The sequence below is a fragment of the Couchioplanes azureus genome (assembly GCF_014648355.1).
In the GTDB taxonomy this organism is placed as follows: Bacteria; Actinomycetota; Actinomycetes; order Mycobacteriales; family Micromonosporaceae; genus Actinoplanes; species Actinoplanes azureus.
Window position 1 is genome coordinate 657,162 of sequence record NZ_BMQY01000004.1, and the last position, 24,775, is coordinate 681,936.

23 protein-coding genes and 1 pseudogene are annotated in these 24,775 nt (G+C 72.3%); 4 read left to right on the plus strand and 20 right to left on the minus strand.

Features of this window, described 5'->3' with window-relative positions; all coding sequences use genetic code 11:
* Nucleotides 1-15 precede the first annotated feature (15 nt).
* The 5 genes from tatC to IEY99_RS18035 form a co-directional block, all read right to left on the minus strand.
* A complete protein-coding gene (gene tatC / locus IEY99_RS18015) occupies nt 16-966 on the minus strand; it encodes a twin-arginine translocase subunit TatC (RefSeq protein ID WP_189204588.1) in 951 nt (316 codons plus the stop codon).
* Between the two features lie 6 nt (nt 967-972).
* Entirely contained in the window at nt 973-1,317 is a 345-nt protein-coding gene (tatA, locus tag IEY99_RS18020) for a Sec-independent protein translocase subunit TatA (protein WP_189204590.1), read from the minus strand.
* 142 nt (nt 1,318-1,459) lie between these two features.
* Nucleotides 1,460-1,711 (minus strand): hypothetical protein, encoded by a 252-nt coding sequence (locus IEY99_RS18025; RefSeq protein ID WP_229798878.1) that lies wholly within the window; start codon nt 1,709-1,711, stop codon nt 1,460-1,462.
* A 10-nt stretch (nt 1,712-1,721) separates the two neighbouring features.
* Nucleotides 1,722-2,705 carry a helix-turn-helix transcriptional regulator gene (locus IEY99_RS18030; protein WP_189204592.1) on the minus strand — a complete coding sequence of 328 codons (984 nt, stop codon included), beginning with the start codon at nt 2,703-2,705 and terminating at the stop codon, nt 1,722-1,724.
* Nucleotides 2,702-3,697: a helix-turn-helix transcriptional regulator gene (locus IEY99_RS18035; protein WP_189204594.1), complete on the minus strand. Its 996-nt coding sequence runs from the start codon at nt 3,695-3,697 to the stop codon at nt 2,702-2,704. Before IEY99_RS18035 ends, IEY99_RS18030 begins: the two co-directional genes overlap by 4 nt.
* Nucleotides 3,698-3,793: 96 nt before the next feature.
* Here IEY99_RS18035 and IEY99_RS18040 point away from each other — a divergent pair, with 96 nt between their 5' ends.
* The gene (locus IEY99_RS18040) at nt 3,794-4,879 is read left to right on the plus strand and encodes a DUF3866 family protein (protein WP_189204596.1); all 1,086 of its coding nucleotides are present in this window, start codon (nt 3,794-3,796) and stop codon (nt 4,877-4,879) included.
* On the opposite strand, the gene IEY99_RS18045 is transcribed toward IEY99_RS18040, so the two are convergent.
* The 4 genes from IEY99_RS18045 to IEY99_RS18060 form a co-directional block, all read right to left on the minus strand.
* Nucleotides 4,876-5,526 carry an O-methyltransferase gene (locus tag IEY99_RS18045; RefSeq protein WP_189204598.1) on the minus strand — a complete coding sequence of 217 codons (651 nt, stop codon included), beginning with the start codon at nt 5,524-5,526 and terminating at the stop codon, nt 4,876-4,878. The two genes, IEY99_RS18040 and IEY99_RS18045, sit on opposite strands and share 4 nt — an antisense overlap.
* Before the next feature lie 34 nt (nt 5,527-5,560).
* A complete protein-coding gene (locus tag IEY99_RS18050) occupies nt 5,561-5,782 on the minus strand; it encodes a hypothetical protein (protein WP_189204908.1) in 222 nt (73 codons plus the stop codon).
* A gap of 26 nt (nt 5,783-5,808) precedes the next feature.
* Nucleotides 5,809-7,167, minus strand: a complete 1,359-nt coding sequence (pafA, locus tag IEY99_RS18055; protein ID WP_189204600.1) for a Pup--protein ligase — start codon at nt 7,165-7,167, stop codon at nt 5,809-5,811.
* A gap of 70 nt (nt 7,168-7,237) precedes the next feature.
* On the minus strand, nt 7,238-8,254 hold the full coding sequence (locus IEY99_RS18060) for an NAD-dependent epimerase/dehydratase family protein (protein ID WP_189204602.1): 1,017 nt from the start codon (nt 8,252-8,254) through the stop codon (nt 7,238-7,240).
* A 105-nt stretch (nt 8,255-8,359) separates the two neighbouring features.
* On the opposite strand from IEY99_RS18060, the gene IEY99_RS18065 reads away from it, so the two are divergent.
* The gene (locus IEY99_RS18065) at nt 8,360-9,607 is read left to right on the plus strand and encodes a hypothetical protein (protein WP_189204604.1); all 1,248 of its coding nucleotides are present in this window, start codon (nt 8,360-8,362) and stop codon (nt 9,605-9,607) included.
* On the opposite strand, the gene IEY99_RS18070 is transcribed toward IEY99_RS18065, so the two are convergent.
* From IEY99_RS18070 to arc, 8 genes are all read right to left on the minus strand, one after another.
* On the minus strand, nt 9,570-10,136 hold the full coding sequence (locus tag IEY99_RS18070) for an NUDIX hydrolase (RefSeq protein ID WP_189204606.1): 567 nt from the start codon (nt 10,134-10,136) through the stop codon (nt 9,570-9,572). The two genes, IEY99_RS18065 and IEY99_RS18070, sit on opposite strands and share 38 nt — an antisense overlap.
* Entirely contained in the window at nt 10,133-13,234 is a 3,102-nt protein-coding gene (locus IEY99_RS18075) for a tetratricopeptide repeat-containing serine protease family protein (protein ID WP_189204608.1), read from the minus strand. Before IEY99_RS18075 ends, IEY99_RS18070 begins: the two co-directional genes overlap by 4 nt.
* Nucleotides 13,235-13,237: 3 nt before the next feature.
* On the minus strand, nt 13,238-13,729 hold the full coding sequence (locus IEY99_RS18080) for a CU044_2847 family protein (RefSeq protein WP_189204610.1): 492 nt from the start codon (nt 13,727-13,729) through the stop codon (nt 13,238-13,240).
* A gap of 184 nt (nt 13,730-13,913) precedes the next feature.
* A complete protein-coding gene (gene prcA / locus IEY99_RS18085; protein WP_189204612.1) occupies nt 13,914-14,747 on the minus strand; it encodes a proteasome subunit alpha in 834 nt (277 codons plus the stop codon).
* 59 nt (nt 14,748-14,806) lie between these two features.
* On the minus strand, nt 14,807-15,784 hold the full coding sequence (gene prcB / locus IEY99_RS18090) for a proteasome subunit beta (protein WP_373293375.1): 978 nt from the start codon (nt 15,782-15,784) through the stop codon (nt 14,807-14,809).
* A gap of 31 nt (nt 15,785-15,815) precedes the next feature.
* The gene (locus IEY99_RS18100; protein WP_023364349.1) at nt 15,816-16,031 is read right to left on the minus strand and encodes a ubiquitin-like protein Pup; all 216 of its coding nucleotides are present in this window, start codon (nt 16,029-16,031) and stop codon (nt 15,816-15,818) included.
* A 106-nt stretch (nt 16,032-16,137) separates the two neighbouring features.
* On the minus strand, nt 16,138-17,655 hold the full coding sequence (gene dop / locus IEY99_RS18105; RefSeq protein WP_373293377.1) for a depupylase/deamidase Dop: 1,518 nt from the start codon (nt 17,653-17,655) through the stop codon (nt 16,138-16,140).
* 251 nt (nt 17,656-17,906) lie between these two features.
* Nucleotides 17,907-19,688 carry a proteasome ATPase gene (arc, locus tag IEY99_RS18110; RefSeq protein ID WP_189204616.1) on the minus strand — a complete coding sequence of 594 codons (1,782 nt, stop codon included), beginning with the start codon at nt 19,686-19,688 and terminating at the stop codon, nt 17,907-17,909.
* 174 nt (nt 19,689-19,862) lie between these two features.
* Here arc and IEY99_RS18115 point away from each other — a divergent pair, with 174 nt between their 5' ends.
* The gene (locus IEY99_RS18115; protein ID WP_189204618.1) at nt 19,863-20,156 is read left to right on the plus strand and encodes a ferredoxin; all 294 of its coding nucleotides are present in this window, start codon (nt 19,863-19,865) and stop codon (nt 20,154-20,156) included.
* 58 nt (nt 20,157-20,214) lie between these two features.
* Here IEY99_RS18115 and IEY99_RS18120 read toward each other — a convergent pair whose 3' ends face one another.
* From IEY99_RS18120 to IEY99_RS18130, 3 genes are read right to left on the minus strand one after another with little or no spacing between them, the layout of a single operon-like run.
* Nucleotides 20,215-20,802 carry a hypothetical protein gene (locus IEY99_RS18120; protein ID WP_189204620.1) on the minus strand — a complete coding sequence of 196 codons (588 nt, stop codon included), beginning with the start codon at nt 20,800-20,802 and terminating at the stop codon, nt 20,215-20,217.
* Nucleotides 20,803-20,850: 48 nt separating this feature from the next.
* Entirely contained in the window at nt 20,851-21,807 is a 957-nt protein-coding gene (locus IEY99_RS18125; RefSeq protein WP_189204622.1) for a tRNA (adenine-N1)-methyltransferase, read from the minus strand.
* Nucleotides 21,808-21,822: 15 nt separating this feature from the next.
* On the minus strand, nt 21,823-22,938 hold the full coding sequence (locus tag IEY99_RS18130) for a site-2 protease family protein (RefSeq protein WP_189204891.1): 1,116 nt from the start codon (nt 22,936-22,938) through the stop codon (nt 21,823-21,825).
* Between the two features lie 307 nt (nt 22,939-23,245).
* Between IEY99_RS18130 and IEY99_RS18135 the strand changes: the two are divergent.
* Nucleotides 23,246-24,355 (plus strand): annotated as a pseudogene (locus IEY99_RS18135) (RecB family exonuclease); the annotation flags it as partial.
* Nucleotides 24,356-24,775 lie beyond the last annotated feature (420 nt).

Below are 24,775 nucleotides of genomic sequence, written 5' to 3' on the forward strand. Positions count from 1 at the left end.
TACCGGCTGCGGGGCTCAGGTCATGTCGTCGAACCGGCTGTCCAACGGCAACGGCCGGGCCACGGGAGCGGCCGACTCGACCGGTGCCGGCGCGTCGATACGGTCCGACACCGCGACCGGCGTGCGCTCCTCCTCCAGCGGGGAGACCTCGTCGTCGTCCAGGCCGGCATACATCTCCTTGCCGCGGCCCTTGCGCCGGTCGTTGATCGTGGCCACGCCGACCGCGATGAAGTAGAGCAGCGTCATGCAGGCGGCGAGCAGCGTCATGCCGAACGGCCCGGGGTCGGGCGTGGCGATCGCCGCGAAGACGAAGGACAGGAACACCACGACCCGCCACCAGCTCAGCAGCCGCTTGGCGCTGACCACGCCGGTGAAGTTGAGCATCAGCAGGATCAAGGGGAACTCGAACGCCGCCCCGAAGATCAGCATCATGTTCATCACGAAGCCGACGTAGGAGACGACCTCGAGCTTGGTCGGCTCGCCGAGCACGCCGGCCTGCATGATGAACGCCAGGCTGTGCCCGACGACCGCGTACGCCAGCGTGACGCCGCCGACGAACAGCGGCGCCGAGATGGCGACGAAGACGTACGCCCACTTGCGCTCGTGCCGGTGCAGCCCGGGGGCGATGAACGCCCACAGCTGGTAGAGCCAGACCGGCGCGCCGACGATCAGGCCGACCCACAGGGCGATCTTCAGCCGGAGGATCAGCTGGTCGGCGACGCCCAGGGTGATGAACTCGCAGCCGCCGGCCAGGTTCTTCGAACTGTCCAGCGCGCAGTAGGGCGCCTTGAGGATGCCGAAGACCCACTGCGAGATGATGAAACCGACGATCAGGCCGGCCAGGATGCCGAGCGACGCCCAGAAGAGGCGGTTACGCAGCTCCCGGACGTGCTCGATCAGGGTCATCGAGCCGTCGGCGGCCTGCTCGAACTTGCTGGGCCCCCGGCGGCGCAGGGAGATGGCCACGGTGGGTCAGCGGTCGTTGGTGCGCTGCACCGGGTCCACGTACGGCGGCTGCTGGGGCTGCTGGTAGCCCGGCTGCGGCTGCTGGTAGCCCGGCTGCGGCTGCTGGTAGCCCGGCTGCGGGGGCTGCTGACCCGGCTGGTGGATCTCGTTCGGGTGCAGCGGCTGGCGCGAATACTGCGGCTCGGCCTTCTCCGCGACGTTGTCGTCGTCCACCAGGCCCTTGGTCTCGGCCTTGATGATCCGCAGCGACCGCCCGAGCGACCGGGCGGCGTCCGGGAGGCGCTTCGCACCGAACAGCAGCACGAGCACGACAAGGACAACAATGATGTGCCATGGCTTGATGGCGTTCATGGAAGACTCCGTCGGATCAGGGTGGATCGTCGATGGTGCGGGGTCCATCGTACGTGTGCACCCTGGAAGTCACCCGTGCCGGATCCGCATGTTCGGCCGCCGATCCGAGGAATTTTCGGACAACGGGGCGGAAACCCGCGCCCTAGGAGCCGCCGAACCCGGCCTTGATCACCGCGACCTTCTCCTGGGCCGCCTCGGCGCGCCGCTGCAGACCGGCGACGGATTCCTGCAGCACCTCCGCCTTGCGCTGCAGCACAGCGGCCTCCTCCTGCCGGCGCAACAGCCGGCGCAGCGCCCGGTCGAGACCGGACAGCCGCCCGGCGACGGACATCACGGCCGCCACCAGGACGACGAGGGCGACGACGACCACCGCGACCACGATCCACCACACCATGGCCGACAGCTTAGGCGGTGGCGGGTCCGGGGGCCGCGTACTGGTCGAGTGCCGTGGTCGCCTGGGCCCGGATCCGCTCGACCAGCTCCGCCGGACCGGCCACGGTCACGTCCGGCCCGACCCCGAGCAGGAACCGCTGTGCCCAGCCGAGATCGGTGACGCGCATCGTCACCACCCACTCGTCGCCGTCGCGGCGGACCTCCTCGCACGGGTAGTACTCGGTGATCCAGCGGCTGCCGCGGCCCACCCGCAGCGTGACCAGGGGCAGGCCGGGGCCCGGGTGGAAGACGCCGTCGCGCAGGTCGTGCGGCACCGCCGTCGCCGGGGGCGCGGCCGGCTCGTCCAGCTCGGCGAAGGCGTCGATGCGGTCCAGGCGGAACAGGCGGGTGCCCTCGGCGCGCCGGCACCACGCCTCCAGGTACGCGCGGTTGCCCACCATCAGCACCCGCATGGGGTCGACGACGCGGTCCGTGGTCTCGTCGCGGGCCGCCGTGTAGTAGGTGATGCGCATGGCGCGGCGGCGCTCCACGATGTCCCGGACGGCGTCGAGACGCTCGGTGGCGGCGGGCAGCGCCACGGCCACCGGGGCGTCGCCCAGGTCACCGGCCGCGTTCTCGATCTTGGCCAGGGCCCGCTCGATCGCGTCCCGGGAGCCGATGCCGGGCGTCTCGGCGAGCATCCGCAGCGCCACCACCAGCGCCAGGGCCTCGTCCGGGTTGAGCCGCAGCGGCCGGTCGATGCCCGCGTCGTAGGTGATGGTCACCCGGTCGCCGTCGAGCGCCATGTCGATGAGGTCGCCGGGGCCGTAGCCGGGCAGGCCGCAGACCCAGAGCAGCTCCAGGTCCTCGCGCAGCTGACGCTCGGTGATCCGGAAGGCGGCGGCGGCCTCCGCCACGGCGATCCCGGGACGGGCCAGCAGGTACGGCACCAGGTTGAGCAGCCGGCCGAGGCGATCCGCCGAGGCCCGCGCCGGGCCGCGCTGCTGCGGCGTCACGACGGCACCCCGGTGCGGGCCGGCTCGTGCCGGGCCACGACCTCCTTGAGCTGCTGGATCACGGCCTCCCGCAGCTCCGGCGGACCGTCGGCGCGCACGTCCGCGCCGTAGCCGACGAGCCGCGACGCGAGCCACTCGGCGTCGGCGTACGGAATGGTCAGCCGGTCGCCGCCCGGGCCGGGCACCGTCTCCACCGCCAGCCGGCGCAGCCCGGCGGCCCGGCCCGGCCGGACCACCACGGTGGCGCGGCCGGTGCGCTCGACCGGGCCGGACCAGCGGGCGACGTGGCTGATCAGGTCGACGTCCTCCGGCGGGGTGAACGCGCCCTCGGGGCCGACGACGCGGACCTGGCCGACGATGCGCGACAGCCGGAAGCAGCGGGTGGCCTCGCGGTCGCGGTCGTGGCCGACCACGTACCAGCGGCCCTGCCAGCAGACCACGCCCCACGGCTGCAGCCGGCGGGTGGACGGCTCGTCGACCTCGGGCACGCGGTACGAGAAGGTCACCGCGCGGCGTGCCCGCGCCGCCCCGGTCAGCGGCGCGAACGCCGGGTCGACGGTCACCACCGGCTCGACGCCGAGGGTGGCCTGGGGGTCGACCTCGACGCCGGCCGCCCGCAGCTTGGCCAGGCCGGACGACGCCGCGGCGGCGAGCCCCGCGTGCTGCCACAGCCGCGCGGCGATGCCCACGGCGGCAGCCTCGTCGGGTTCGAGCGGAATGTCGGGCAGCGCGTACTCGCGGTGGGCGATCCGGTAGCCCTGCTCGGTGTCGAAGGCGCTCGCCAACCCGGTCTCCAGCGGCACGCCCAGCTCGCGCAGCTCGGCCTTGTCCCGCTCGAACTTGCGCTGGAACGCCTCGTGGTCGCGCGGATCCTCCGGGTCGTGCTCGTATCCCGGCACGGTCGCGGCGATCTGCGCGGCGGTCAGGAACCGTCGCGTGGACAGCAGACAGATCACCAGGTTCACCAGGCGTTCGGTACGGGTCCGCGACACGAGAAGAAACGCTAGCAGCCCCGCAGGCCCCGGCGGCACGCGCCGACCTGCCGGGCCTGCCGCAGCCGGGCGGGTGGCGGAGATAGGGTCGCCGCCATGGTGCGCTGGCGATCGGGAATCGTTTCTTCGGTACGGCGGGAATGGCACGGCGCCGTCGAGCTGGAGGTCGGCACCGGCGACGGCCCGGTCACGGCGCTCGCGTACCCGGAGCTGACCGGCGCCCCGCGCCCCGGCGACCGGGTCCTGCTGAACGTCGGCGCGCTGGTGATGGGCCTCGGCACCGGCGGGTACGCCCTGGTCGTGGCGCTGCCCGACCGGCTGCCGGCGGACCCGGCCGCCGACGGCACCACCCGCGACGGCGGCCACCTGGTCAAGGCGCGGTACACCCCCCTGCAGCCCATCCTGCTGGGGGTGGACGAGGAGGCGTCGCCGCACCGCGCGGCGATGGAGGCGGCGAGCGGCCTCGACGACATGCCGGTGGTCACCGCCGACCTGCACTCCGCGCTGCCCGCGATCCTCGCCGGCATCCACGCCGACCGGCCCGACGCACGGGTGGCGTACGTGATGACCGACGGCGGCGCGCTGCCCGCCTGGTTCTCCCGCACCCTCGACGGCCTGCGCGGCGTGCTGGCGGGCACGGTCACCACGGGTCAGGCCTTCGGCGGCGACCTCGAGGCGGGCACGGTCCACGCCGGCCTGCTCGCCGCCCGGCACGTGCTGCACGCGGACGTCGCGGTCGTCGCCCAGGGCCCGGGCAACCTGGGCACGGGCACGGCGTGGGGCTTCTCCGGCGTCGCGGTGGGCGAGGCGGTCAACGCGGCGGTGGCGCTCGGCGGCCGGCCCGTCGGCTCGCTGCGCATCTCTGACGCCGACGGCCGGGCCCGGCACCGCGGGGTCTCGCACCACAGCCTCACCGCGTACGGACGGGTGGCGCTCGTCCCCGCCGACCTGCCGGTGCCCGCCGACCTGCCCGCGGACCTGGCCAAGGAGGTCTCCGACGCCCTGGCGCCGCTGAGCACGCTGCACCGGGTCGTGGAGGTGCCCACCGACGGGCTGGACGCGGCGTTGCAGGCCAGCCCGGTGCGGCTCGCGACGATGGGCCGCGGCCTGGCCGAGGACCACGCCTACTTCGTGGCGGCGGCGGCCGCGGGCCGGCACGCCGCCGCGCTGCTCCCGGTCTAGCGGCGGCGGATCAGGGTCACGCCGTCGCGGACCGGCAGCATCACCGACTCGACCCGCTCGTCGGCCACCACCCGGTCGTTGACCTGGCGGATTGCGACGACGGAGTCGGACTGTGCGCCGCCGGCCACGACCCGGCCCTGCTGGAGCACGTTGTCGAGCACGATCAGCCCGCCGGGGCGCAGCCGCGGCACGAGCTCCTCGTAGTACCCGAGGTAGCCGGTCTTGTCGGCGTCGATGAAGGCGAAGTCGACGACCGGATCGGCGCTCAGCGCGCGCAGCGTCTCGATCGCCGGGGCGATGCGCAGGTCGATGCGGTCCGCCACCCCCGCCCGCTTCCAGTACTCGCGGGCCACGCCGGTCCACTCCTCGGAGACGTCGCAGGCGAGCAGGCTCCCGCCCTCGGTCAGCCCCCGGGCGATGCAGATGGCCGAATAGCCGGTGAAGACGCCGACCTCGACGGCGACACGCGCCCCGGTCAGGCGGGTGAGCAGCGTGAGCAGCTCGCCCTCGTCCTGGGTGATCTGCATGCCGGCGGCGTCCGGGAAGGCCGCGCGGGTCTCGGCGGCCAGCTCGCGCAGGACGTCGTCGGCGGGCGTGCAGTGGGCCAGGAGGTAGTCGCTGATCGCGGGATCGATGATGTCAGGCATACCGCCAGCATTCCGGAAAGAACGGCGCCTGTCGTCAGTCGAAGACGATCAGGTAGAGCCAGCCGAGCAGGAGCGCGCCGAGGACCGCGGCCAGCACCCAGGTGGGGACCTTGTGGCCGCCCTCGCGGTTGCGCCGGATCTCGTTGCGGATGCGCTCGCGGCGGCGCTCGACGCGCTGCCACATGACGTCCTCGACCGTCCGCTCGGGCTTTTCCCCGGGCGGATGCTGGTCGGGCTCGTGCGACGGCTGTGTCATGGCCCGACCAGCCTAGCGGTCGCCGGTCACATGCTCGCGATCAGGCGCTCCACCCGCTCGTCGTACGCCCGGAACGGGTCCTTGCACAGCACGGTGCGCTGCGCCTGGTCGTTCAGCTTGAGGTGCACCCAGTCGACGGTGAAGTCGCGCCGCTTCTCCTGGGCGTGCCGGATGAACTCGCCGCGCAGCCGCGCCCGGGTGGTCTGCGGCGGCGTCTCCTTGGCCTCGAAGATCTCCAGGTCGTTGGAGATCCGGTCGACCTGCTTGCGCTTCTCCATCAGCGCGTACAGGCCGCGGCCGCGGCGCACGTCGTGGTACGCGAGGTCGAGCTGCGCGATCCGCGGGTGCGACATCGGGATCTCGTGCTTGGCCTGGTAGCGCTCGATCAGCTTCAGCTTCGACACCCAGTCGATCTCCCGCGCGACCGGGTCCAGGTCGCCGCTCTCGATCGCGGTGAGCACCCGCCCCCAGAGCTCCACGACGCGCTTGGCGGTCTGGTCGCCGCCCCGGCGCTCGACGAACTCGGTCGCCTTGGCGAGGTACTCCTGCTGGATCTCGAGGGCGCTGACCTCCTTGTTGTTCGCCAGCCGGATCTTGCGACGCCCGGTGACGTCGTGGCTGACCTCGCGGATCGCCCGGATCGGGTTCTCCAGGGTGAGGTCGCGCATGACCACGCCGGCCTCGATCATCCGCAGCACGATGTCGGCGCTGCCGACCTTGAGCAGCGTGGTGACCTCGTTCATGTTGGAGTCGCCGACGATGACGTGCAGGCGGCGGTAGCGCTCCGCGTCGGCGTGCGGCTCGTCCCGGGTGTTGATGATCGGCCGGCTGCGGGTGGTGGCGCTGGAGACGCCCTCCCAGATGTGCTCGGCGCGCTGCGACAGGCAGAACACCGCACCGCGCGGCGTCTGCAGGACCTTGCCGGCGCCGCAGATCAGCTGCCGGGTGACGAGGAACGGGATCAGGACGTCGGCGAGGCGGCCGAACTCGCCGTGGCGCGACACGAGGTAGTTCTCGTGGCAGCCGTACGAGTTGCCAGCGGAATCGGTGTTGTTCTTGAAGAGGTAGATCTCCCCCGCGATGCCCTCGTCGTGCAGCCGCTTCTCGGCGTCGACCAGCAAACCCTCGAGGATGCGCTCGCCGGCACGGTCGTGGGCCACCAGGTCGGTGACCGAGTCGCACTCGGGGGTCGCGTACTCGGGGTGGGAACCGACGTCGAGGTAGAGGCGGGCACCGTTGCGGAGGAAGACGTTGCTGCTGCGTCCCCAGGACACCACTCGGCGGAACAGATAGCGGGCCACCTCGTCGGGAGACAGCCGCCGCTGCCCCCGGTAGGTGCACGTGACTCCGTATTCGGTTTCGAGGCCGAAAATTCGCCGTTCCATGGAGAAACACTAGCCTCAACCGGGCGGCAGTGGCAGTCACCGGGCGCTTCGATGACGTTGCGCCGCGGAATCACCGTGGCGGACCAACCGGGCGGAAGCGCTCATCGAGCCGCCCCGAGCCGAGGAGCCGGAGCAGCCACTCCTTGCGGTCGGTCGGGCCCCAGCCGGCGTCCGGCGCCGGGTCCAGCTGCGGCAGCCGGCCGCCGGCCAGCGCGGCCGCCACCTCGGCCACGCCGTCGGCCGGCGTGAACCGCGGCTTCCATTTCGGAAAGGCCTCCGCGAAGCGCCGGAAGCTGACGCTGTACGACCGGGCGTCGTCCGCGCCGGCCTGCTCGACGGCCGCGGCGGGAAACGCCGCGGAGACGAGGCCGGCGATGTCGGCCACGCGGAAGTTCTCGTGTGCGCGGCCGACGTTGAACAGCCGTCCGCCGGACGTCCCGGCACCGTCCTCGGCCACCGCGCACACCGCCGTCGCCGCGTCGCGCACGTGCAGCATCGGCCGCAGCGCCGCCCCGGTGCCGCTCATGACGATCCGCCCGGACCGCCAGGCGGTGGCCACCATCCGGTTGACCATGAGATCGCTGCGGAAGGAGGGCGAGTATCCGTAGAGGGTGGCGAACCGCAGGGTGGCGGTGCTGAAGCCGGCACCGGCGAGCCCCAGCACGTCCCGCTCCGCCGCCAGCTTGCTCGCACCGTAGGCGGTCAGTGGGACCGGCGCGAAGGTCTCGTCCGCCTCGACGTCGCCGGCGGCACCGTAGACGCTGCACGAGGACGCGAAGACGAACGAACGGACACCCGCCTCGCGGGAAATGCCTGCGAACCGCACCGTCGCGGCATGGTTCACCTCCTCCGTGGCGGTGGCGGAAATGTCGCCGCAGGCGTCGTTGCACACCGCGGCGAGATGTACGACGACATCGACTCCGCGCAGATCCTCCTCCGTGAGGTCGCGGAAATCGCGGCCGCCGGCCGGTCCCGGCAGGTCGAACCAGCCGAGATCGCAGCCGTACGTCCGATGTCCCGCTTCGCCGAGGGCGCTTTTCACCACGGCGCCCAGATATCCGCGGTCACCGGTCACCAAAACACGCACCTGTTGATCATACGCCAGCGTCGCCTACCGAGTTATTGACAGTCACGAGCGGCACTCACTACATTGGACGCCTGCCACGGCCACCTGAAGCCCGGGAATGCGATGATGCGCACGGACGAGAACGACGACCACTCCGTTTTCTTCGGCGACATGAATCTGCACGTTCCGGCCGCCTATTCGCAACCGGATGATCTGCGGGCCCGCATCGTGCTGCACATCGTCCTTTCCGAGCCCCTGGTCATCGGCGATTCCCATTCGCTGAACAGCCCCATGTTCCGCTCGCTGGTCGCCGGCGCGCAGGGCGGCCGGACCGGCGACGGCGACCTCGCCCCGTTTCTGCGCCACGGCCACCTCCGGGTCGCCCGCCGCGACAGCATGAGCTCCTTCCTGGACATCCGCAATGCGCACGCGGAGAAGAACATCGACGACGTGCCGCCCCCGGAATACGCGGCCTGGCTCGACGAGGTCACCGACGGCCACATCGTCGAATATTCGGCCCCGGCCGTCTCGGTCAACTTCAAGACGAGTTTCGTGGAAAGGCTCGACCGCCGATTGCGCGACACCCCCGCCGGCACCCCGCCGTTGTACGTACAGACGCTGGAAATGATGCGCGATTGGGCGCTCGCCGAGGAAACCCTGCTCTACAAGCGGATCCGTGAGACCTACGACCGCTGGCGCACCGACGACAAGAATTCCGCCAAGGAGACCGAGGAAGCGGTGTCCTTCATCGAACGGTCGGCGAGCAGCTCCTATCATCTGGCGGTGCCGCAGGCCATCGCCGTCGCGGTGACCGGGCCCCGCAACGACGAACTGATCGAGCTGCCGTCGTCCCTGCGGCCCACCGAGAGCGTGGACCTGCCCTACAGCCTCGTCAACCACACGGTGTGGCAGCGCGTCGGCGCGGACGCGCTGACCGAGATCCTGACGCTGGACTCCCGGCGGCGCATGCTCGCCGAGCTCGCGACGAGCCGCGCCGGCGGCGCGCGCCCCGGCGGCGCGACCGGCGGTATGGCGGCCTTCGCCGACGAGGTGGACGGCATCCTGCAGCGCGCCTTCGACCGGGAGCGCGACGCGGAGGTCTTCGCGGCCATGCGGCACGCCCGGCTGCGGGCCCGGCTCACCGGGCTGCACGACGACACCACCGGCGCCGCGGGCCTGCGGCTGCACGCCGTCGGTCGGGATTGCGCCGGTCCCGGCGAGGAGGACGACTTCGACATCGTGAGCATGCCGGTCGCCGTCACGGACACCGAGCCGTGGATCGAGCCCGACCACGACGCGCGCAAGCCCAACGCGCGCGTCGTGGCCGGAACCGGCATCACTCCCGGTCCGGCTCCGTCGACGAGAGCAGCATGAGGGCCGCCAGGGTCAGACCACATCGGATCTCGCCACCGGCGATCGCCCTCCTCAGATCCGCGGTGGTGAACCACTGCGGCGGGCCGACCGACTCCATCGCCTCGGGCGCCGGGACCGGCCGCGCCGGCGCGGACCGCACCTCCAGCCGCACCACCTCGCAGTGCGACTCCACCAGCCCGGTCTCGGGATAGACCGTGCCCAGCGTCCGCGGGGAGACGCCGAGCAGGCCGGACTCCTCCCTCAGCTCGCGGATCGCGGCGCGTTCCGCCGTCTCACCCGCGTCCACGGCGCCGCGGGGCAGCTCCAGGAACGCGCCGCCGGCCGGATATCGGTACGCCGGCACCAGCGCGATGCCCGCCCGGGACACCGGTACGGCCACGACACCGGGCGAGGACCAGCGCCATCGCAGGTAGCGACCCTGCGCACCGGACGGCGACAGCACCTCGTCGTCGAACAGCTCGCCGTAGCCGTTGCGGAACACGCTGACCGCGCGCTGCCGGGTGATGGACCCGGGCGGACCACCGGTCATCGGCACGGTTCCACCAGCTCCCCTCGGACGATCTCCCGCAGATTCTGCACCATGCGCAGCAGGCCGGGCTCGGCGGCGGGCAGGAAGCGATGCACCTGCACGGCCGTGTCCGCGGCGTCGAGGGCATGCCGCAGCGAGTCCCGCCGATCCGGGTCCGGCTGGGTCTCCCCGACGCCGTACCAGGCCACGCCGAGCTGGAGCAGGGCGCGCAGGTAGTCGCCGGCGTACCGGGCCGCGGCCTCCTCGTACTGGTTCTCGATGAGCGCGCGGCCGGTACGCGCGGCCTCCAGCGCGTCGCCCGGGCGGCCGAGCTCGCTGAGATATCTGCTGAGCTGCACGTACGCCGCCGCTCTCGACCGGCGGGGCGCGCGGTTGCCGTACAGCTCGATCGCCTGCGTCGCGGCCTCGAGGGCCTGCTTCAACCGCCCACGCTCGCGGTACAGGATGCCCTGGTTGTGCAGCACGTCGGCGAGGGCCTGCGCGTACGCCCCGCCCAGGCCGCGATACTCGTGGATCGCGATCTCGCCGTTCGCCAGCGCGTCGTCGACGGCGCGGCGGCGCAGCAGCATCACCGCCCGGTCACCGTGCAGGCGGGCGAACAGCTCCGGCCACCGGCCGCCGCGCGCCATGATCACCCGGCACTCGTTGACGGCGTCCTCGTTGCTCCGCAGCGCCTCCTCGTGACGACGCAGATGGTCCTCGTGCAGGCTCAGCGACCGGCCCCACCGCACCCGCCGCGCGATGCTGTCGTCGTCCATGCCGGGCGTCGCCGCCAGCTGCCGGCGGAACACCGTCACGGCCAGGAGGGACAGCCCCCGCCCGTCGTCCGGAAGGTACGCCTGCACCGCGGGCAGCAGGTCCAGCGCGCAGTTCTCCGCCGCGACGGTCAGCAACCGCACCAGGGCGGCGGCGTTCGGCAGCTCGCCGCAGAGCCGGGTGAGCTCCGGCAGCAGGGCGCCGGGATGGGCCCGCAGCAGCGCCAGCAGGGCCTCGTCGAGCGTGCGGTGGGCGCCGTCCGCGTCGACGGCCGTGAACTCGCTCGCACCGCGGGCGCGGGCGATCAGCCGCAGCGCCGGATGCCCTCGCACCGGCTCCCCGCCCGGCCCGCTCCCGGCGGCCCGCCGTACCGGCCCGTCGCCGCCCGCCCCGCGCTCCGCGCCGCCCGACGGCCCCTGACTGCCCGCCCCGCCGCCCGACGGCCCGTCGCGACCCGCCCCGCGCGCCGTGCGGGACGCCGGCCCTTCGCTGCCCGCCCGCCGTTCGGTGCCGTCGGCCAGCCAGAGCACCGCCGCCAGATACCGCCGGAGGCGGACGGGTCCGAGCGACTCGCAGACCTCCCGGAAGATCAGCTCGGCGAGCCGGTCCGGACTGAGCGACGCCGGTCTCGGCGGCGTGCCCTCCCGGGGATAGAGCGCGTACAGGTTCTCCAGCTCGGCCACGCCCGGGGCGTCGAGGGCCTCGGTCAGCGCCCCCATCACGCGGCGCAGATGCTCCTCGTCGTGCGCCGCGGCCAGCGTGGGCGCCAGCAGCCAGGCCTCCGCCACCCGCAGCGGGACGACCACCGGCGCGGCGACCGCGCGCCGCAGCCGTCGCGCGGGCGGTGCCGGCCGCGCCCGGAGCGCGTAGCCCGCCTCGCGCAGCCGGCGGGTCCAGAACCGCAGCTGATGGTCGCGGACGGCCCGCAGGGGATCCGCGCCCGCCTCGATCTCCCAGGCCCCGTCGAAGCGATGGCTGAGCGCGGCGTCCGCGGCCAGGGCGTAGAGGTCGAGCGTCGTGCCGATGCGCCGCGACGTCCCCCACTGCGGCTTGATCTCCGGCGGCAGCCCGAGACGCCCGGCGAACGAGCGGAACGCGCGGTCGAGGGCGCCCGCGCCGTCGTCGAGGGGCAGCGGGCGCAGCCGGACGGACGTCTCCAGCACGGACCGGATCCACCCCGCGACCCGGTCCTCGCGGATCTCCGTGATGAGGAACTCCTCGTCGAACCAGTCCGGTTCCGTGCGGGTGAGCAGCAGGATCCGGATCCGGACGGCATCGGGGCCGTCGGGCGAGCGGGCCAGCAGCGAGCGCAGGTCGGTGAGGAGGACCGCGATGTCCTCCTGCCGGTGCTCCGCGTCGTCGATCACCACGCAGAGGCTCACCCCGTGCTCCGCCGCCTCGTGCAGCCGGTCGTGCCAGCTCTCCTGGATCGTCCGGGGGAAGCCCGCCGCCCACCCCGCCCGGCGCAGCGACCGGCACACCTCCACCGCGGTGCGGGTCTTGCCCGAACCGGAGGCGCCGTGGACGAGGCGGACGACGGTGCCGCCGGGATTCAGGCACCAGTCGAGGACCGCCCGGTACTCGTCGGTCGCCTCGAACGGCGCGAAGCCGTGGTCCGGGTCGAGCAGGTTCGCCGGGGTGATCTCCGCCGGCGGCTCGTCCGGCTGGAACAGCAGTGCCTGGAAGCGGTCGATCTGCTCCAGGGCCCGGCGCCATTCGCTGTCGTACGCGTGGGCCCGCCCGTTCTCCTCGAACCAGGCCGGGGGCGCCTGCGCCGACAGCGGGATCATCCAGCCGCCGGTGGGCACGTCGGGACCGCCGGGCGCGCGGGCCCAGGCGGCCGCCTTCACCATGCCGCACACCTTGCCGCTGCGGTTGTCGATCACCGGGCTGCCGCTCATGCCCGGCACGACGACGTTGTCCTGGATCTTCCAGAGCTCGCCGACGCCGCCCAGCCGGAAGTACTGCACCAGCCCGCGGGCCTCACCGGAGGGCCTGGCGAAGCAGCCGGGATGGAACGTCACGATCGAGAACTCGGCGAAGGCCCGGGCCTGCGAGACGCCGAGCAGCACCGCGGGCAGGTCGAGCCCGGGGACGGTCAGCTCGGCGAGGTCCGGCAGCGGCCAGCCCTCGGCCGGCGACGCCTCCGGCGGGTGGAGCGTCACCACGTCGTACGGGTAGCGGCCGTCCCCCGCCCACACCGCGTCCGCCGCCACCGCGACATGGGCGTTGGTGACGACCCGTCCGGGAGCGATGACGAAGCCGGTGCCCACGAACTCCCCGGCCTTGCCCCGCAGCTGGACCAGGGACCGGGCAGCCAGGACGGTCGGGTCCGCCGCCACGGATCAGTCCGCTCTCGCCGCGGGGACCCCGCCGTCCTCGTCCTCGTCCTCGTCGTCCTCCTTGACGGCCGGTGCCGCCCCGGCGGGCCGACCGCCCCGGACGTCCCACTCGAGGCGGACCAGCAGCGTCGTCTCGCCGCCGAGCTGGCCGATGACGGGCGCGACGATCTCGGAGGACTTGGCGACGAACTTGACGCCCATGTCCACGCCGACCCGGTCCGGCGCCCGCACACCCAGAGCGGCCACCTGGTCGTGGACCCACCGGGCCATGGCGCCGATCGACGGCGCCGCCTGGTCGAGCACGGCCCGGCGGGCCACGCGCAGCCCGCCGAGGACGCTGGCGTCCGACTGACCGAAACCGCCGTCGTCGTGGTGCCCGGACGGCACCCGGGCGGCGTCGTCGAGGAACACCTCGACCTCGACGTCGATCCCGTCGCCGACGCTGACGTCCATCGTGGTCCGCGCCGGTTGCCCGGAGCTGCTGGTGCCTGTCACGCGACCTCCCGCGCCGCCCCGCAAGGCCGACGTCGTCGTCTCCACTACCGACACTTCAGCAGGGCGCTGCCCGGTTGGCAAGGCGGCGACGGCGGATGTCAGGCCTTTGTGGACCGAGGTCGGAAAAATGCGCCGGTCCGCCTGGGGCGGACCGGCGCGGACGGTGCGGGGGAAGCCCCGAGGCTCAGGACTTGTCGTCGCCGGTCTCGTCCGGGTTGCCCTCCAGGTCGACCGAGGCGGCCGAGACCGTGGGCTTGTCGTCGCCCTGGGCCGGCGGTGCGGTGTCGCCCGCCTCGCCCACCTCCGGTTCCGGCTGGTCCTTGCCGCCGCCGAGCAGCGTCTCCAGCGCCGCGCCGGCGATCCGCCGGAAGGCGCGGCCCTTGCGGCGCCGGTCCAGCACCGCGACCTCGAGCTGGGAGGCGCCCAGCTCGCGGGCGGCGCCGTTCTCGCCGCCGACGCTGCCCAGGCCCTTGACCGCCAGCGCCAGCGCCGTGGGCAGGTCCGCCGTGACGTCGTGGCGCTCCTTGAGGACGGTGGAGATGGCCTCCGCCGAGCCGCCCATCGCCATGAAGCCCGGCTCGTCCATGACCGAACCGTCGTAGGTGATGCGGTACAGCTCGTCGGCCTCCGGCGAGGCGCCGACCTGTGCCACGCAGATCTCCACCTCGTACGGCTTCTGCGTCTCGGAGAAGATCGCGCCCAGGGTCTGGGTGTAGGCGTTCGCCAGCGCACGGCCGGTCACGTCGCGCCGGTCGTACGCGAGGCCGTTGAGGTCGGCCATCCGCACGCCGGCCCGGCGCAGGCTCTCGAACTCGTTGTAGCGGCCCACGGCCGCGAAACCGATCTTGTCGTACAGCTCGCTGATCTTGCGCAGCGAGGTGAGGTTCTCGGCGACCAGCAGGATGCCGCCCTCGTACGTGAGCACGACGGCGGAACGACCGCGGGCGATGCCCTTGCGGGCGTACTCCGAGCGGTCCCGCTGGACCTGCTCGGGCGAGGCGTAGAACTGCATGGCCACGGGTGGTTACTCCTTCGATGACCTTCGCTGGTGGTTGCGTCGTCGGATCCGGCGTGGGCTCAGCCGCCCGGGTTCTCCATCCGGCCGGCGACCACTGCCTCGGCCACCGCGTTGATCTCGGCCTCGGTGAGCCGGTGGGTGCTGTCGGCGGTCGCGGTCATCACCACCGGGTAGATCTTGCGGGTGAGGTCGGGCCCGCCGGTCGCCGTGTCGTCGTCGGCGGCGTCGTAGAGCGCCTCGACGGCGAGCCGGATGGCCTCCTGGGTGCCGATGCCCGGCCGGTAGCGCTTCTTCAGCGCGGCCTTGGCGAACAGCGAGCCGGAGCCGATCGCGTCGAAGCCGGTCTCCTCGTAGAGCCCGCCCGCGACGTCGAAGCTGAAGATGCGCCCGACCCGGGACGGGTCGGCCGGCGACAGGTCGAAGCCCGCGAACAGCGGCACCACGGCCAGGCCCTGCATGGCCGCGCCCAGGTTGCCGCGCACCATCGCGGCCAGCCGGTTTGCCTTGCCGTCGAGGGACAGCATGGCGCCCTCGATCTTCTCGTAGTGCTCGAGCTCCACCTGGAACAGGCGCATGAGCTCGATGCCGATCCCCGCGGTGCCCGCGATGCCGATCAGCGAATAGGCGTCCGCGGGGTGCACCTTCTCGATGTCCCGGCTGGCGATGATGTTGCCCATGGTGGCCCGCCGGTCACCGGCCATCACGACGCCCTCGGTGGTGGCGATGGCGATGATCGTGGTCCCGTGCGGTGCGATGTCGGCCGCCATCCCGGGCGGCAGCGGCCGCCGGCCGGGCAGCAGCTCGGGGGCGGCCTGGCTCAGGAACTGCGTGAAGGATGACGTCCCCGCGTTGGTGAACACATCGGGAAGACGCCCGGATGGATCGAAGCCCGCTGCCACGTGGTTCCTCTCGAACGTGATCGCGGCGGCGAGGGGTTCCGGGCCGTCCCGCAACCACCCGATGCCGCCGTCGCAGTTGAAGCACAATATCCCGCCGGCGGGGCCGACGCGATGATCGTGATCAACGTGTCGGCCCAACGCCGCGAAAGTCCGTTTCGGACCCTAGGTGCTATTCTCCGCCTTTTTGTACGTATCCGCGGACGAACTCCTCGGCGTTCTCCTCGAGGACGGAGTCGATCTCGTCGAGCAGGTCGTCGACGTCCTCGGTGATCTCGGCGTGGCGCTCGGCAACCTCCGGGTTGGCCTCGGTGGTGACGTCCTCGATCTCCTCGTCGCGCTTGCCCTTGCCGGACTGCGACTGACCGCCGGTGTCTCGCGTTGCCATCGGTGTCCCCCTTCAAGACCCAACCGGTTCGGGTTGGGAAAAACCTACCTTGCGGGTACGACGAAAACGCCTGCCCGTCCGCGTGTTTCTCGCGCAGCGAAGCGGGTCACCGGCTGGTGATCACCTCGAGCAGGTCCTTGGCCGTGTCGCACCGGTCGAACAGCGCGCCCACGTGCTTCTTGGTGCCCCGCTCGGGCTCCATCATCGGGACCCGGACCAGCGACTCGCGGCCGACGTCGAAGATCACCGAGTCCCAGCTGGCCGCGACCACTTCGGACGCGTAGCGGGCCAGGCACTGGCCGCGGAAGTACGCCCGGGTGTCCTCGGGCGGCTCCACCATGGCGCGCGTGGCCTCCTCGGGGTCGAGGAGCGTCTGCATCGAGCCCCGGGCCACCAGCCGGTGGTAGAGACCCTTCTCCGGCCGGACGTCGGAATACTGCAGGTCGACCAGCTGGAGCTTGGGCGAGGACCACGCCAGGTTCTCCCGCTCGCGGTAGCCCTCGAGCAGCCGCAGCTTGGCGACCCAGTCGAGCTGGTCGGAACAGGTCATCGGGTCCCGGCCGAGCTTGTCGAGCACGTCCTCCCAGCGGCGCAGCACGTCCTCGGTCTGCTCGTCGGCGTCGGTGCCGTACCGCTGCTCCACGAAGGCCTTGGCGCGCTCGTAGTACGCCCACTGCAGGTCCAGCGCGGTGAGGCGGCGGCCGTCGCGCAGCCGCATGAGGTGCTTGAGCGAGGGGTCGTGGCTGACCGCCTTGAGCTCCGAGACGGGGTCGGCGACGCCCAGCTCGCCGGTGAAGACCTTCTCCTCGATCATGTTGAGGATCAGCGCGGTCGTGCCCATCTTCAGGTACGTGGCGATCTCGGAGAGGTTCGCGTCCCCGATGATGACGTGCAGCCGGCGGTACTTGTCGGCGTCGGAGTGCGGCTCGTCGCGGGTGTTGATGATCGGGCGCTTGAGGGTGGTCTCGAGGCCCACCTCGACCTCGAAGAAGTCCGCGCGCGAGGAGATCTGGAAGCCGGATCCGGAGCCGTCCTGGCCGATGCCGACGCGGCCCGCGCCGCAGTAGATCTGCCGGGTGACGAAGAACGGCGTGAGGTGGGCGACGATGTCGGCGAACGGGGTCTGGCGGCGCATGAGGTAGTTCTCGTGCGAGCCGTACGAGGCGCCCTTGTTGTCGGTGTTGTTCTTGTAGAGCTGGATGCGGTGCGTGCCGGGGATCGTGGCGGCGCGGCGGGCGGCCTCGGCCATGACGCGCTCGCCGGCCTTGTCCCAGCGCACGATGTCCATCGGGTTGGTGCACTCGGGGGTGCTGTACTCCGGGTGGGCGTGGTCGACGTAGAGCCGGGCGCCGTTGGTGAGTATCACGTTGGCCAGGCCGAGGTCCTCGTCGGCGAGCGCGTCCGCCGGGTCGTACGCCGCGCCCGAGTAGGTGAACCCGCGGGCGTCGCGCAGCGGCGACTCCTCCTCGTAGTCCCACCGCGCACGGCCGCCGCGATTGAGCTCGGGGCGGGCGCCGTAGGCGTTGACGACCTGGGAGGAGGTGACCATCGGGTTGGCGCCGGGCTGCCCGGGCACGGAAATCCCGTACTCCACCTCGGTGCCCATAATCCGCCGAACGCTCATGCGACCACTCCGCCCGCCACTGTGCTGCCGTTGCCCATGTATCGAGCCTAGACGCTTCCGTATCGCTTCTCGCCTCGGGCCGTACGCGTCACGCCACGCTCAGTGGCGATCTTTGGTGACATTCGGGGGTTATCGGGCCGCCGAACAGGCGGGAAACCGTCGGCCGTCACCACGCAGAGCAACGAAGACGGATGAAATGAGATGAGAAGACGCGGGCGGAGGAGACCTCCGCCCGCGTCCGGATACGCCTGCTACAGATATTGACCGGTGTTGCTGGCCGTCTCGATCGAGCGGCCGGCCTCGGCGCCCTTGCCGCCGGAGACGAGCGTACGGATGTAGACGATCCGCTCGCCCTTCTTGCCGGAGATCCGGGCCCAGTCGTCGGGGTTGGTGGTGTTGGGCAGGTCCTCGTTCTCGCGGAACTCGTCGACGCAGCTGTCGAGCAGGTGCTGCAGCCGCAGCCCCTTCTTGCCGGAGGTGAGGAACTCCTTGATCGCCATCTTCTTGCCGCGGTCGACGATGTTCTGGATCATCGCGCCGGAGTTGAAGTCCTTGAAGTACAGGACCTCCTTGTCACCGTTGGCGTAGGTGACCTCCAGGAAGCGGTTCTCCTCGGACTCCGTGTACATCCGGAGCACGACCGCCTCGATCATGGCCGCGACCGTCACGTCGGCGTCGCCGCCGTGCTCGGCGAGGTCCTCCTCGCTCAGCGGCAGGCCCGGGAGGATGTACTTGGCGAAGATGTCCTTCGCCGCCTCCGCGTCCGGACGCTCGATCTTGATCTTCACGTCCAGCCGGCCGGGCCGCAGGATCGCCGGGTCGATCATGTCTTCCCGGTTGGAGGCGCCGATGACGATGACGTTCTCCAGGCCCTCGACACCGTCGATCTCGCTGAGCAGCTGCGGGACGATGGTGTTCTCGACGTCGGAGGAGACGCCGGAGCCACGGGTCCGGAAGATCGAGTCCATCTCGTCGAAGAACACGATGACCGGGGTGCCCTCGCCGGCCTTCTCCCGCGCCCGCTGGAAGACCAGGCGGATGTGCCGCTCGGTCTCGCCCACGTACTTGTTGAGCAGCTCGGGACCCTTGATGTTGAGGAAGTAGCTGGTGTGCTTCTCCTCGCCGCGCCGCTCGGCGATCTTCTTCGCCAGCGAGTTGGCGACCGCCTTGGCGATCAGGGTCTTGCCGCAGCCGGGCGGGCCGTAGAGCAGGATGCCCTTCGGCGGGCGCAGCTGGTGCTCCCGGAAGAGGTCGGCGTGCAGGAACGGCAGCTCCACCGCGTCGCGGATCTGCTCGATCTGCGAGTGCAGGCCGCCGATGTCGGTGTAGTCGACGTCGGGCACCTCCTCGAGAACGAGCTCCTCGACCTCGCTCTTCGGGATGCGCTCGTACGCGTACGCCGAGCGCGGCTCGATCATCAGCGAGTCGCCCGCCCGCAGCGCCGAGACCTGGAGCGACTCGGCCAGGTGGACGATCCGCTCCTCGTCGGCGTGCGAGACGACCAGGGCGCGGTCGCCCGGGGCGCCACCGGGACCGGCCAGGACCTCCTTGAGCAGGACGACCTCGCCGACCCGCTCGTAGCCGAACGCGTCGACGACGTTGAGCGCGTCGTTGAGCAGGACTTCCTGCCCCCGCTTGAGCTCATCGGCATCGAGGCTCGGTGACACGGCGACGCGCAGCTTGCGGCCGCCGGTGAAGACGTCGACGGAGCCGTCCTCGTGAGCGGCCAGGAAAACGCCGTAGCCGCTGGGCGGCTGGGCGAGCCGGTCAATCTCTTCCTTGAGAGTGACGATCTGAGCCCGGGCTTCCTTGAGGGTCGCCACGAGCCGGTCGTTGTTCTCGGTCAGCCGGGCCAGCTGCGCCTGCGTCGCCGCGAGCCGTTCCTCGAGCTGCCGGACGTGTCGGGGGCTTTCGGTCAACTTGCGCCGTACCAGAGCGAGTTCCTCCTGCAGGAACGCAACCTGGCTGGAGAGATCGTTGGCCTCTTTCTCCCAACGTGCGGCGCGTGAATCCGCCTCGTCGCTACGTGCCACGTCCCACCTCCCCGGGGGCTCGAACGTCTTGAGACAACACTAACCGCTGCGGCGGAGATTTCGACCCATGCAACACCCTCGTCACTGAACCTTGATCGATTGGGTCGGGTGGGCCCGCCGGGCGGTCAGACCTGTCGGGTACGGTCGGAGCGGTCGAAACGTGGGAGGTGTTCGGTGTCTGCACAGACCGGAACCGACGAACTCGAGGTCTGGGTGGATCAGGACCTGTGCACCGGCGACGGGCTGTGCGTGCAGTACGCCCCGGAGGTCTTCGAGTTCGACATCGACGGCCTCGCGTACGTCAAGGACAGCGCCGGTGAGCTGCTGCAGAGTCCCGGCGTGCGCACCGGCGTGCCGGAGCGGCTGCGGCTCGAGGTGATCGACGCGGCGAAGGAGTGCCCGGGCGACTGCATCCACGTCGTGCGCGCCCGCGACGACGTCGAGGTCGCCGGGCCCGAGGCGGACTGACCGCCGGTTCGGCCCCCGTTCGAGACCCGTTTTCCCCGGCGTCACCCGGAGGAAAATGTCACAGTGTCGGACGGCCGACCAAAGATGCGACAATCCGGGAAAACTCCTCCAAGCGGGCAATCTGCCCAGGACCGCCGTCGTCGAGGGTCTTGCCGAAGCGCAACGCGTCGTGCCGCAGCGCCGCCCGGCCCTCCTCCTCCATGCCCGGCGGCGGCACCGCGTCGTCCACCGAACTGAGCAGCAGGTAGACGTCGATGCTGTCGACCCGCGCCTGCCCGCTCGACGTCCGGGTCAGCCGCCGCCGGCAGCCGACCTCGGTCACGGTCGACAGCGGCACCACGCGCAGCGACGAGGTCATCGACCCGACCGGCCCGTCGCCGGGCGCCACGTCCTCGCCGTGCCAGAGCACCAGCCGGCTGCCGTCGCAGATCACGACCTCCTGCCAGACGCCGTTGACCTCGTTGACGAAGCGCTCCAGCGTGAAACAGAGCACCGACGCGCCGCGCAGCACGCCGAAGAGGGCGTCCAGCGCCACCTCGGGGTCGCGCAGGTAGGCGCGGGCCGCCGAGTCCAGATCCTCGTACGGCGACCAGTCAGGGAAGACCGCCGGCATCTCGTTGCTGCCACCGAACGGCGGAGAACTCATCGCGCCCACCCGTTCCCTCCCCATGCCCCATCGAACCCGCGACGGAAACTACCGGATGCCCGGCCCGGTCGTCACATCCGAAGGATCGTCCGCCGTCTCCGTACGCTCGGCCGCCAGCGCGGCCTGGGCGGCCCGGCGCAGCGCGTACGCCTCGGCGCCCTTGCTCGGCTTGCGCCGCCGCGGCGGCGCGGTGACACCCGGCGCGAGCCGGCGCGCCGACACCAGGAACGCGGTGTGCGCGATCATCCGGTGGTCCGGGCGCACCGCCAGGCCCTCCGCGTGCCAGTCACGCACCAGCGACTCCCACGCCCGGGGCTCGGTCCAGCCGCCGCGCTCGCGCAGCGCCTCGACGAGCTCGGAGAGCTGTGGCGTCGTGGCCACGTACCCGATGAAGACGCCGCCGGGGACGAGCGAGCGCTCGACCATGTCCAAGGCCTCCCACGGGGTCAGCATGTCCAGGACGATCCGGTCGAAACCCGTCTCGGTGTTGCTCGCGACGTCGCCGTGGTGCAGGTGCCAGGCCGGGTGCGGGCCGCCGAAGAACGACTCCACGTTCCGGCGGGCGATCGCGGCGAAGTCCTCGCGCAGCTCGTACGAGTGCAGCTCGCCGCCGTCACCCACGGCCCGCAGCAGCGAACAGGTCAGCGCGCCCGACCCGACGCCCGCCTCCAGCACCTTGGCGCCGGGGAAGACGTCGCCCATCGCGACGATCTGTGCGGCGTCCTTCGGGTAGATGACCTGCGCGCCCCGCGGCATGGACAGCACGTAGTCGGCCAGCAGCGGGCGCAGCGCCAGGTAGGGCGTACCGCCGCTGGACGTGACGACGCTGCCGTCGCTGAGCCCGATGAGGGCGTCGTGCTCCAGCGCGCCCCGGTGGGTGTGGAACGCCTTGCCGGGCTCCAGGACGATGGTGTGCATGCGGTTCTTGGGATCGGTGAGCTGCACCCGGTCACCCGCTCGGAACGGTCCCCGGTGGGCGGGCGCGGCGTCTTGCTGAACGGTCACGGATCCCTCTCTCGACTACCTGGCGGTGGCACGGCGGGCCGCGCGGCGCGGCTCCAGCAGCTCGGCCAGGTCCGCGACGTGCAGCACGCCGACGACATCCTCGCCTGAGGTCACCACGTACTGCGCACCCGGGTGGGCCTGCACGGCCCGGACCACCTGCTCGCCGGTGAGCCCGACGCGCATCGCCGGCACCCGCGACACGTCCCGGGAGACGGCGTCGACGGTGACCCACGGCCGCCGCTCGGCCGGCACGGCGGCCACGGCGGCACCGTCGACCAGCGCGACGACCCGGCCGCTGGAGTCGGCCACCGCCAGGCCCGAGCGCCGCGGCCCGGCCTCCCCGGCCCGGCGCTGCGCCTCCGCGATCGACGTTCCCGACGGTACGGCGAGCAGCGGGCGCGCGAGCACGGCGAGATCGACCAGCGGGAACCGCCGGGTCATCCGCGCGAGCCGGATCGACTGACCGGCGCCGTGCCACAGCGTCAGCGCGACGAGCAGGACGAAGACCAGGCCGAACAGGGTCAGCACCTGGAGCCGGTAGAGCGCGACGACGGCGCAGCCCGTGGCCAGGGCGATGCCGCGCCCGGCCCACGCGGCCAGCTCGGTCGCCCGGTTCCGGTCCCGGATCAGCGCCCACAGCCCGGCCCGCAGCGCCCGCCCGCCGTCGAGCGGCAGACCCGGCAGCAGGTTGAAGATCGCCACGATGACGTTGCTGGCGGCGAGCTGGAACGCGATCTCCCCCGCGACCGTCCGGCCGGGAAGCACCACGGCCGCGCCGGTGGCCAGGCCGCCCAGCACCAGGGACACGGCCGGCCCGGCCAGCGACACCAGCGCGTCGACCCGCGGCACCGGGGCGTCGCGGTCCATCTCCGTGTAGCCGCCGAGCAGCTCCAGGGTGATGCCGCGCACACCGATCCCGTACCGCCGGGCGGTCAGGGCGTGCCCGAGCTCGTGCAGCAGCACGGAACCGAGCAGACACCCCACGAAACCGAGGCCGATCGCGTACGCGGCCGGGCCTGCGAAGCCGAGCTGGCGCTGGGCGTACCCGCCGTACACGACGGTGACCAGCAGCGCGAGCAGCAGCATCGAGGCATTGACGAAGACCGGGATGCCGAGCACCCGGCCGACCATCCGTCCACCGGCCCGGGAGCGCCGCTTCGTGTCGTCCACGGCCTCGATGCTACGGAGCGCGCCTGAGAGCCCCGCCTCGCCGGTTTCGTCGTACCCCTCCCCTAGCCTTGTCCCCATGACGGCAGAAACGGTCCTGTCCCCCTCGGAGCCCGGCCGGTCCCTCCCGGAGCCCGGCCGGTCCCCCTCGGAGCCCGACCGCTCCCCCTCCGACCCGGGTCCGTCCTCTCCCTCTCCCTCCGCCTGCACCTCTGAGCCCTCTGCGTCCGCGTCCACCTCTCCGCCCTCTTCCGTCGCTCCCGGGCCCGGCCTGGAGCGGCCCACCGGGCCGTCGCTGTCGCCGTCACGGGCGGCGGACTTCAAGACCTGCCCGCTGCTGTTCCGCTTCCGCACGATCGACCGCCTGCCCGAGCAGCCCACCCGCGACCAGGTGCGCGGCACGCTGGTGCACGCGGTCCTCGAGCGCCTCTTCGACCTGCCGGCCCCGGACCGCACACCAGAGGCCGCGGCGGCGCTGGTGTCCCCCGAGTGGGAGCGCCTGGTGGCGGACGACCCGGGGCTGTCGGTGCTGTTCGGCGACGACGGCGACGCGCGCGCGCCGGTTCCGGTGGTCGACCGGCCGGCCGGCGCCGCACCCCCGCCCGCCCCTCCCGGCGCCGCGAAAGCCGCCGGCGAGGCGCTGCCTCACGGGTCGGCAGCCGCCGGCGAGGCGCTGCCCAGCGGCGCCCGAGCCGGCGACCAGGCGCTGGTCGGCGACGGCCAAACCCTCGCGCAGGCGCTGGTCGGCGACGGCGGCGCCCTCGCGCAGGCGCTGCCCGGCATGCCCGAGCCGGACGAGGCCGCCCGGTTGAAGGCGTTCCTGGCGAGCACGGGCGACCTTCTCGACGGCTACTTCGCGGTCGAGGACCCCCGGCGCCTGGAGCCGGCCGAGCGCGAGAGCCTCGTCTCCACGCTGGTCGACGACGAGCTGCTGATCCGCGGCTACATCGACCGCCTGGACGTCTCCCCCGCGGGCGACCTGCGGGTGGTCGACTACAAGACCGGCGGCGCCCCCCGGGAGGCCTTCGAGGGCCGGGCGCTGTTCCAGCTGAAGTTCTACGCTCTCGTGCTGTGGCGCACCCGCGGCGTCGTCCCCCGCGTGCTGCGCCTGCTCTATCTCAAGGACGCCGAGGTCTGCGACTACAGCCCGGACGCGGACGAGCTCGAACGCTTCGAACGGACTCTGGTGGCACTCTCGCACGCCATCGAACGCGCCAAGCAGGACCGCGACTTCCGGCCCAAGCCGAGCCGCCTCTGCGGCTGGTGCAGCCACCAGCAGTTCTGCCCGGAGTTCGGCGGCACCCCGCCGCCCTACCCCGAGCCCGCCGCCACCCCCTCACCCGACCAGCCCACGGTCCCCGAGCAGCCCACCGCCACCGACCAGCCCGTCGCCCCCGACGAGCCCAGCGCCACCGAGCAGCCCATCGCCCCCGACCAGCCCACCGCCACCGCCACCGCCGCCGAGCGCTCCATCTCCCCCTCAGCCGACCAACCCGTCGCCATCGCCCCGGGCCAACCGGGCACCACCGATCCCGACCAGCCCACCGCCGCCTACGGCCAACCCGTCCCCGCCTCCGGCCGCCCGCCGGCCAGCCCACCACCGCCGTTCCCGGCCGACCGAGCGAGGTAGTGGCGGGCGGATCGACTGTTGCCGCGCAGGACCCGCCTATCGGCGCCGCGGCGGAACGCTCGCCAGCCGGCGAAGCTTCCCTGCCCGGTCCCCGCCAACCCTGACGGCGTCAGCACTAAGCGCCGCTTGGTCAGCACGACGCGCCCCCGGCGTCAGCACGACGCGCCCCCG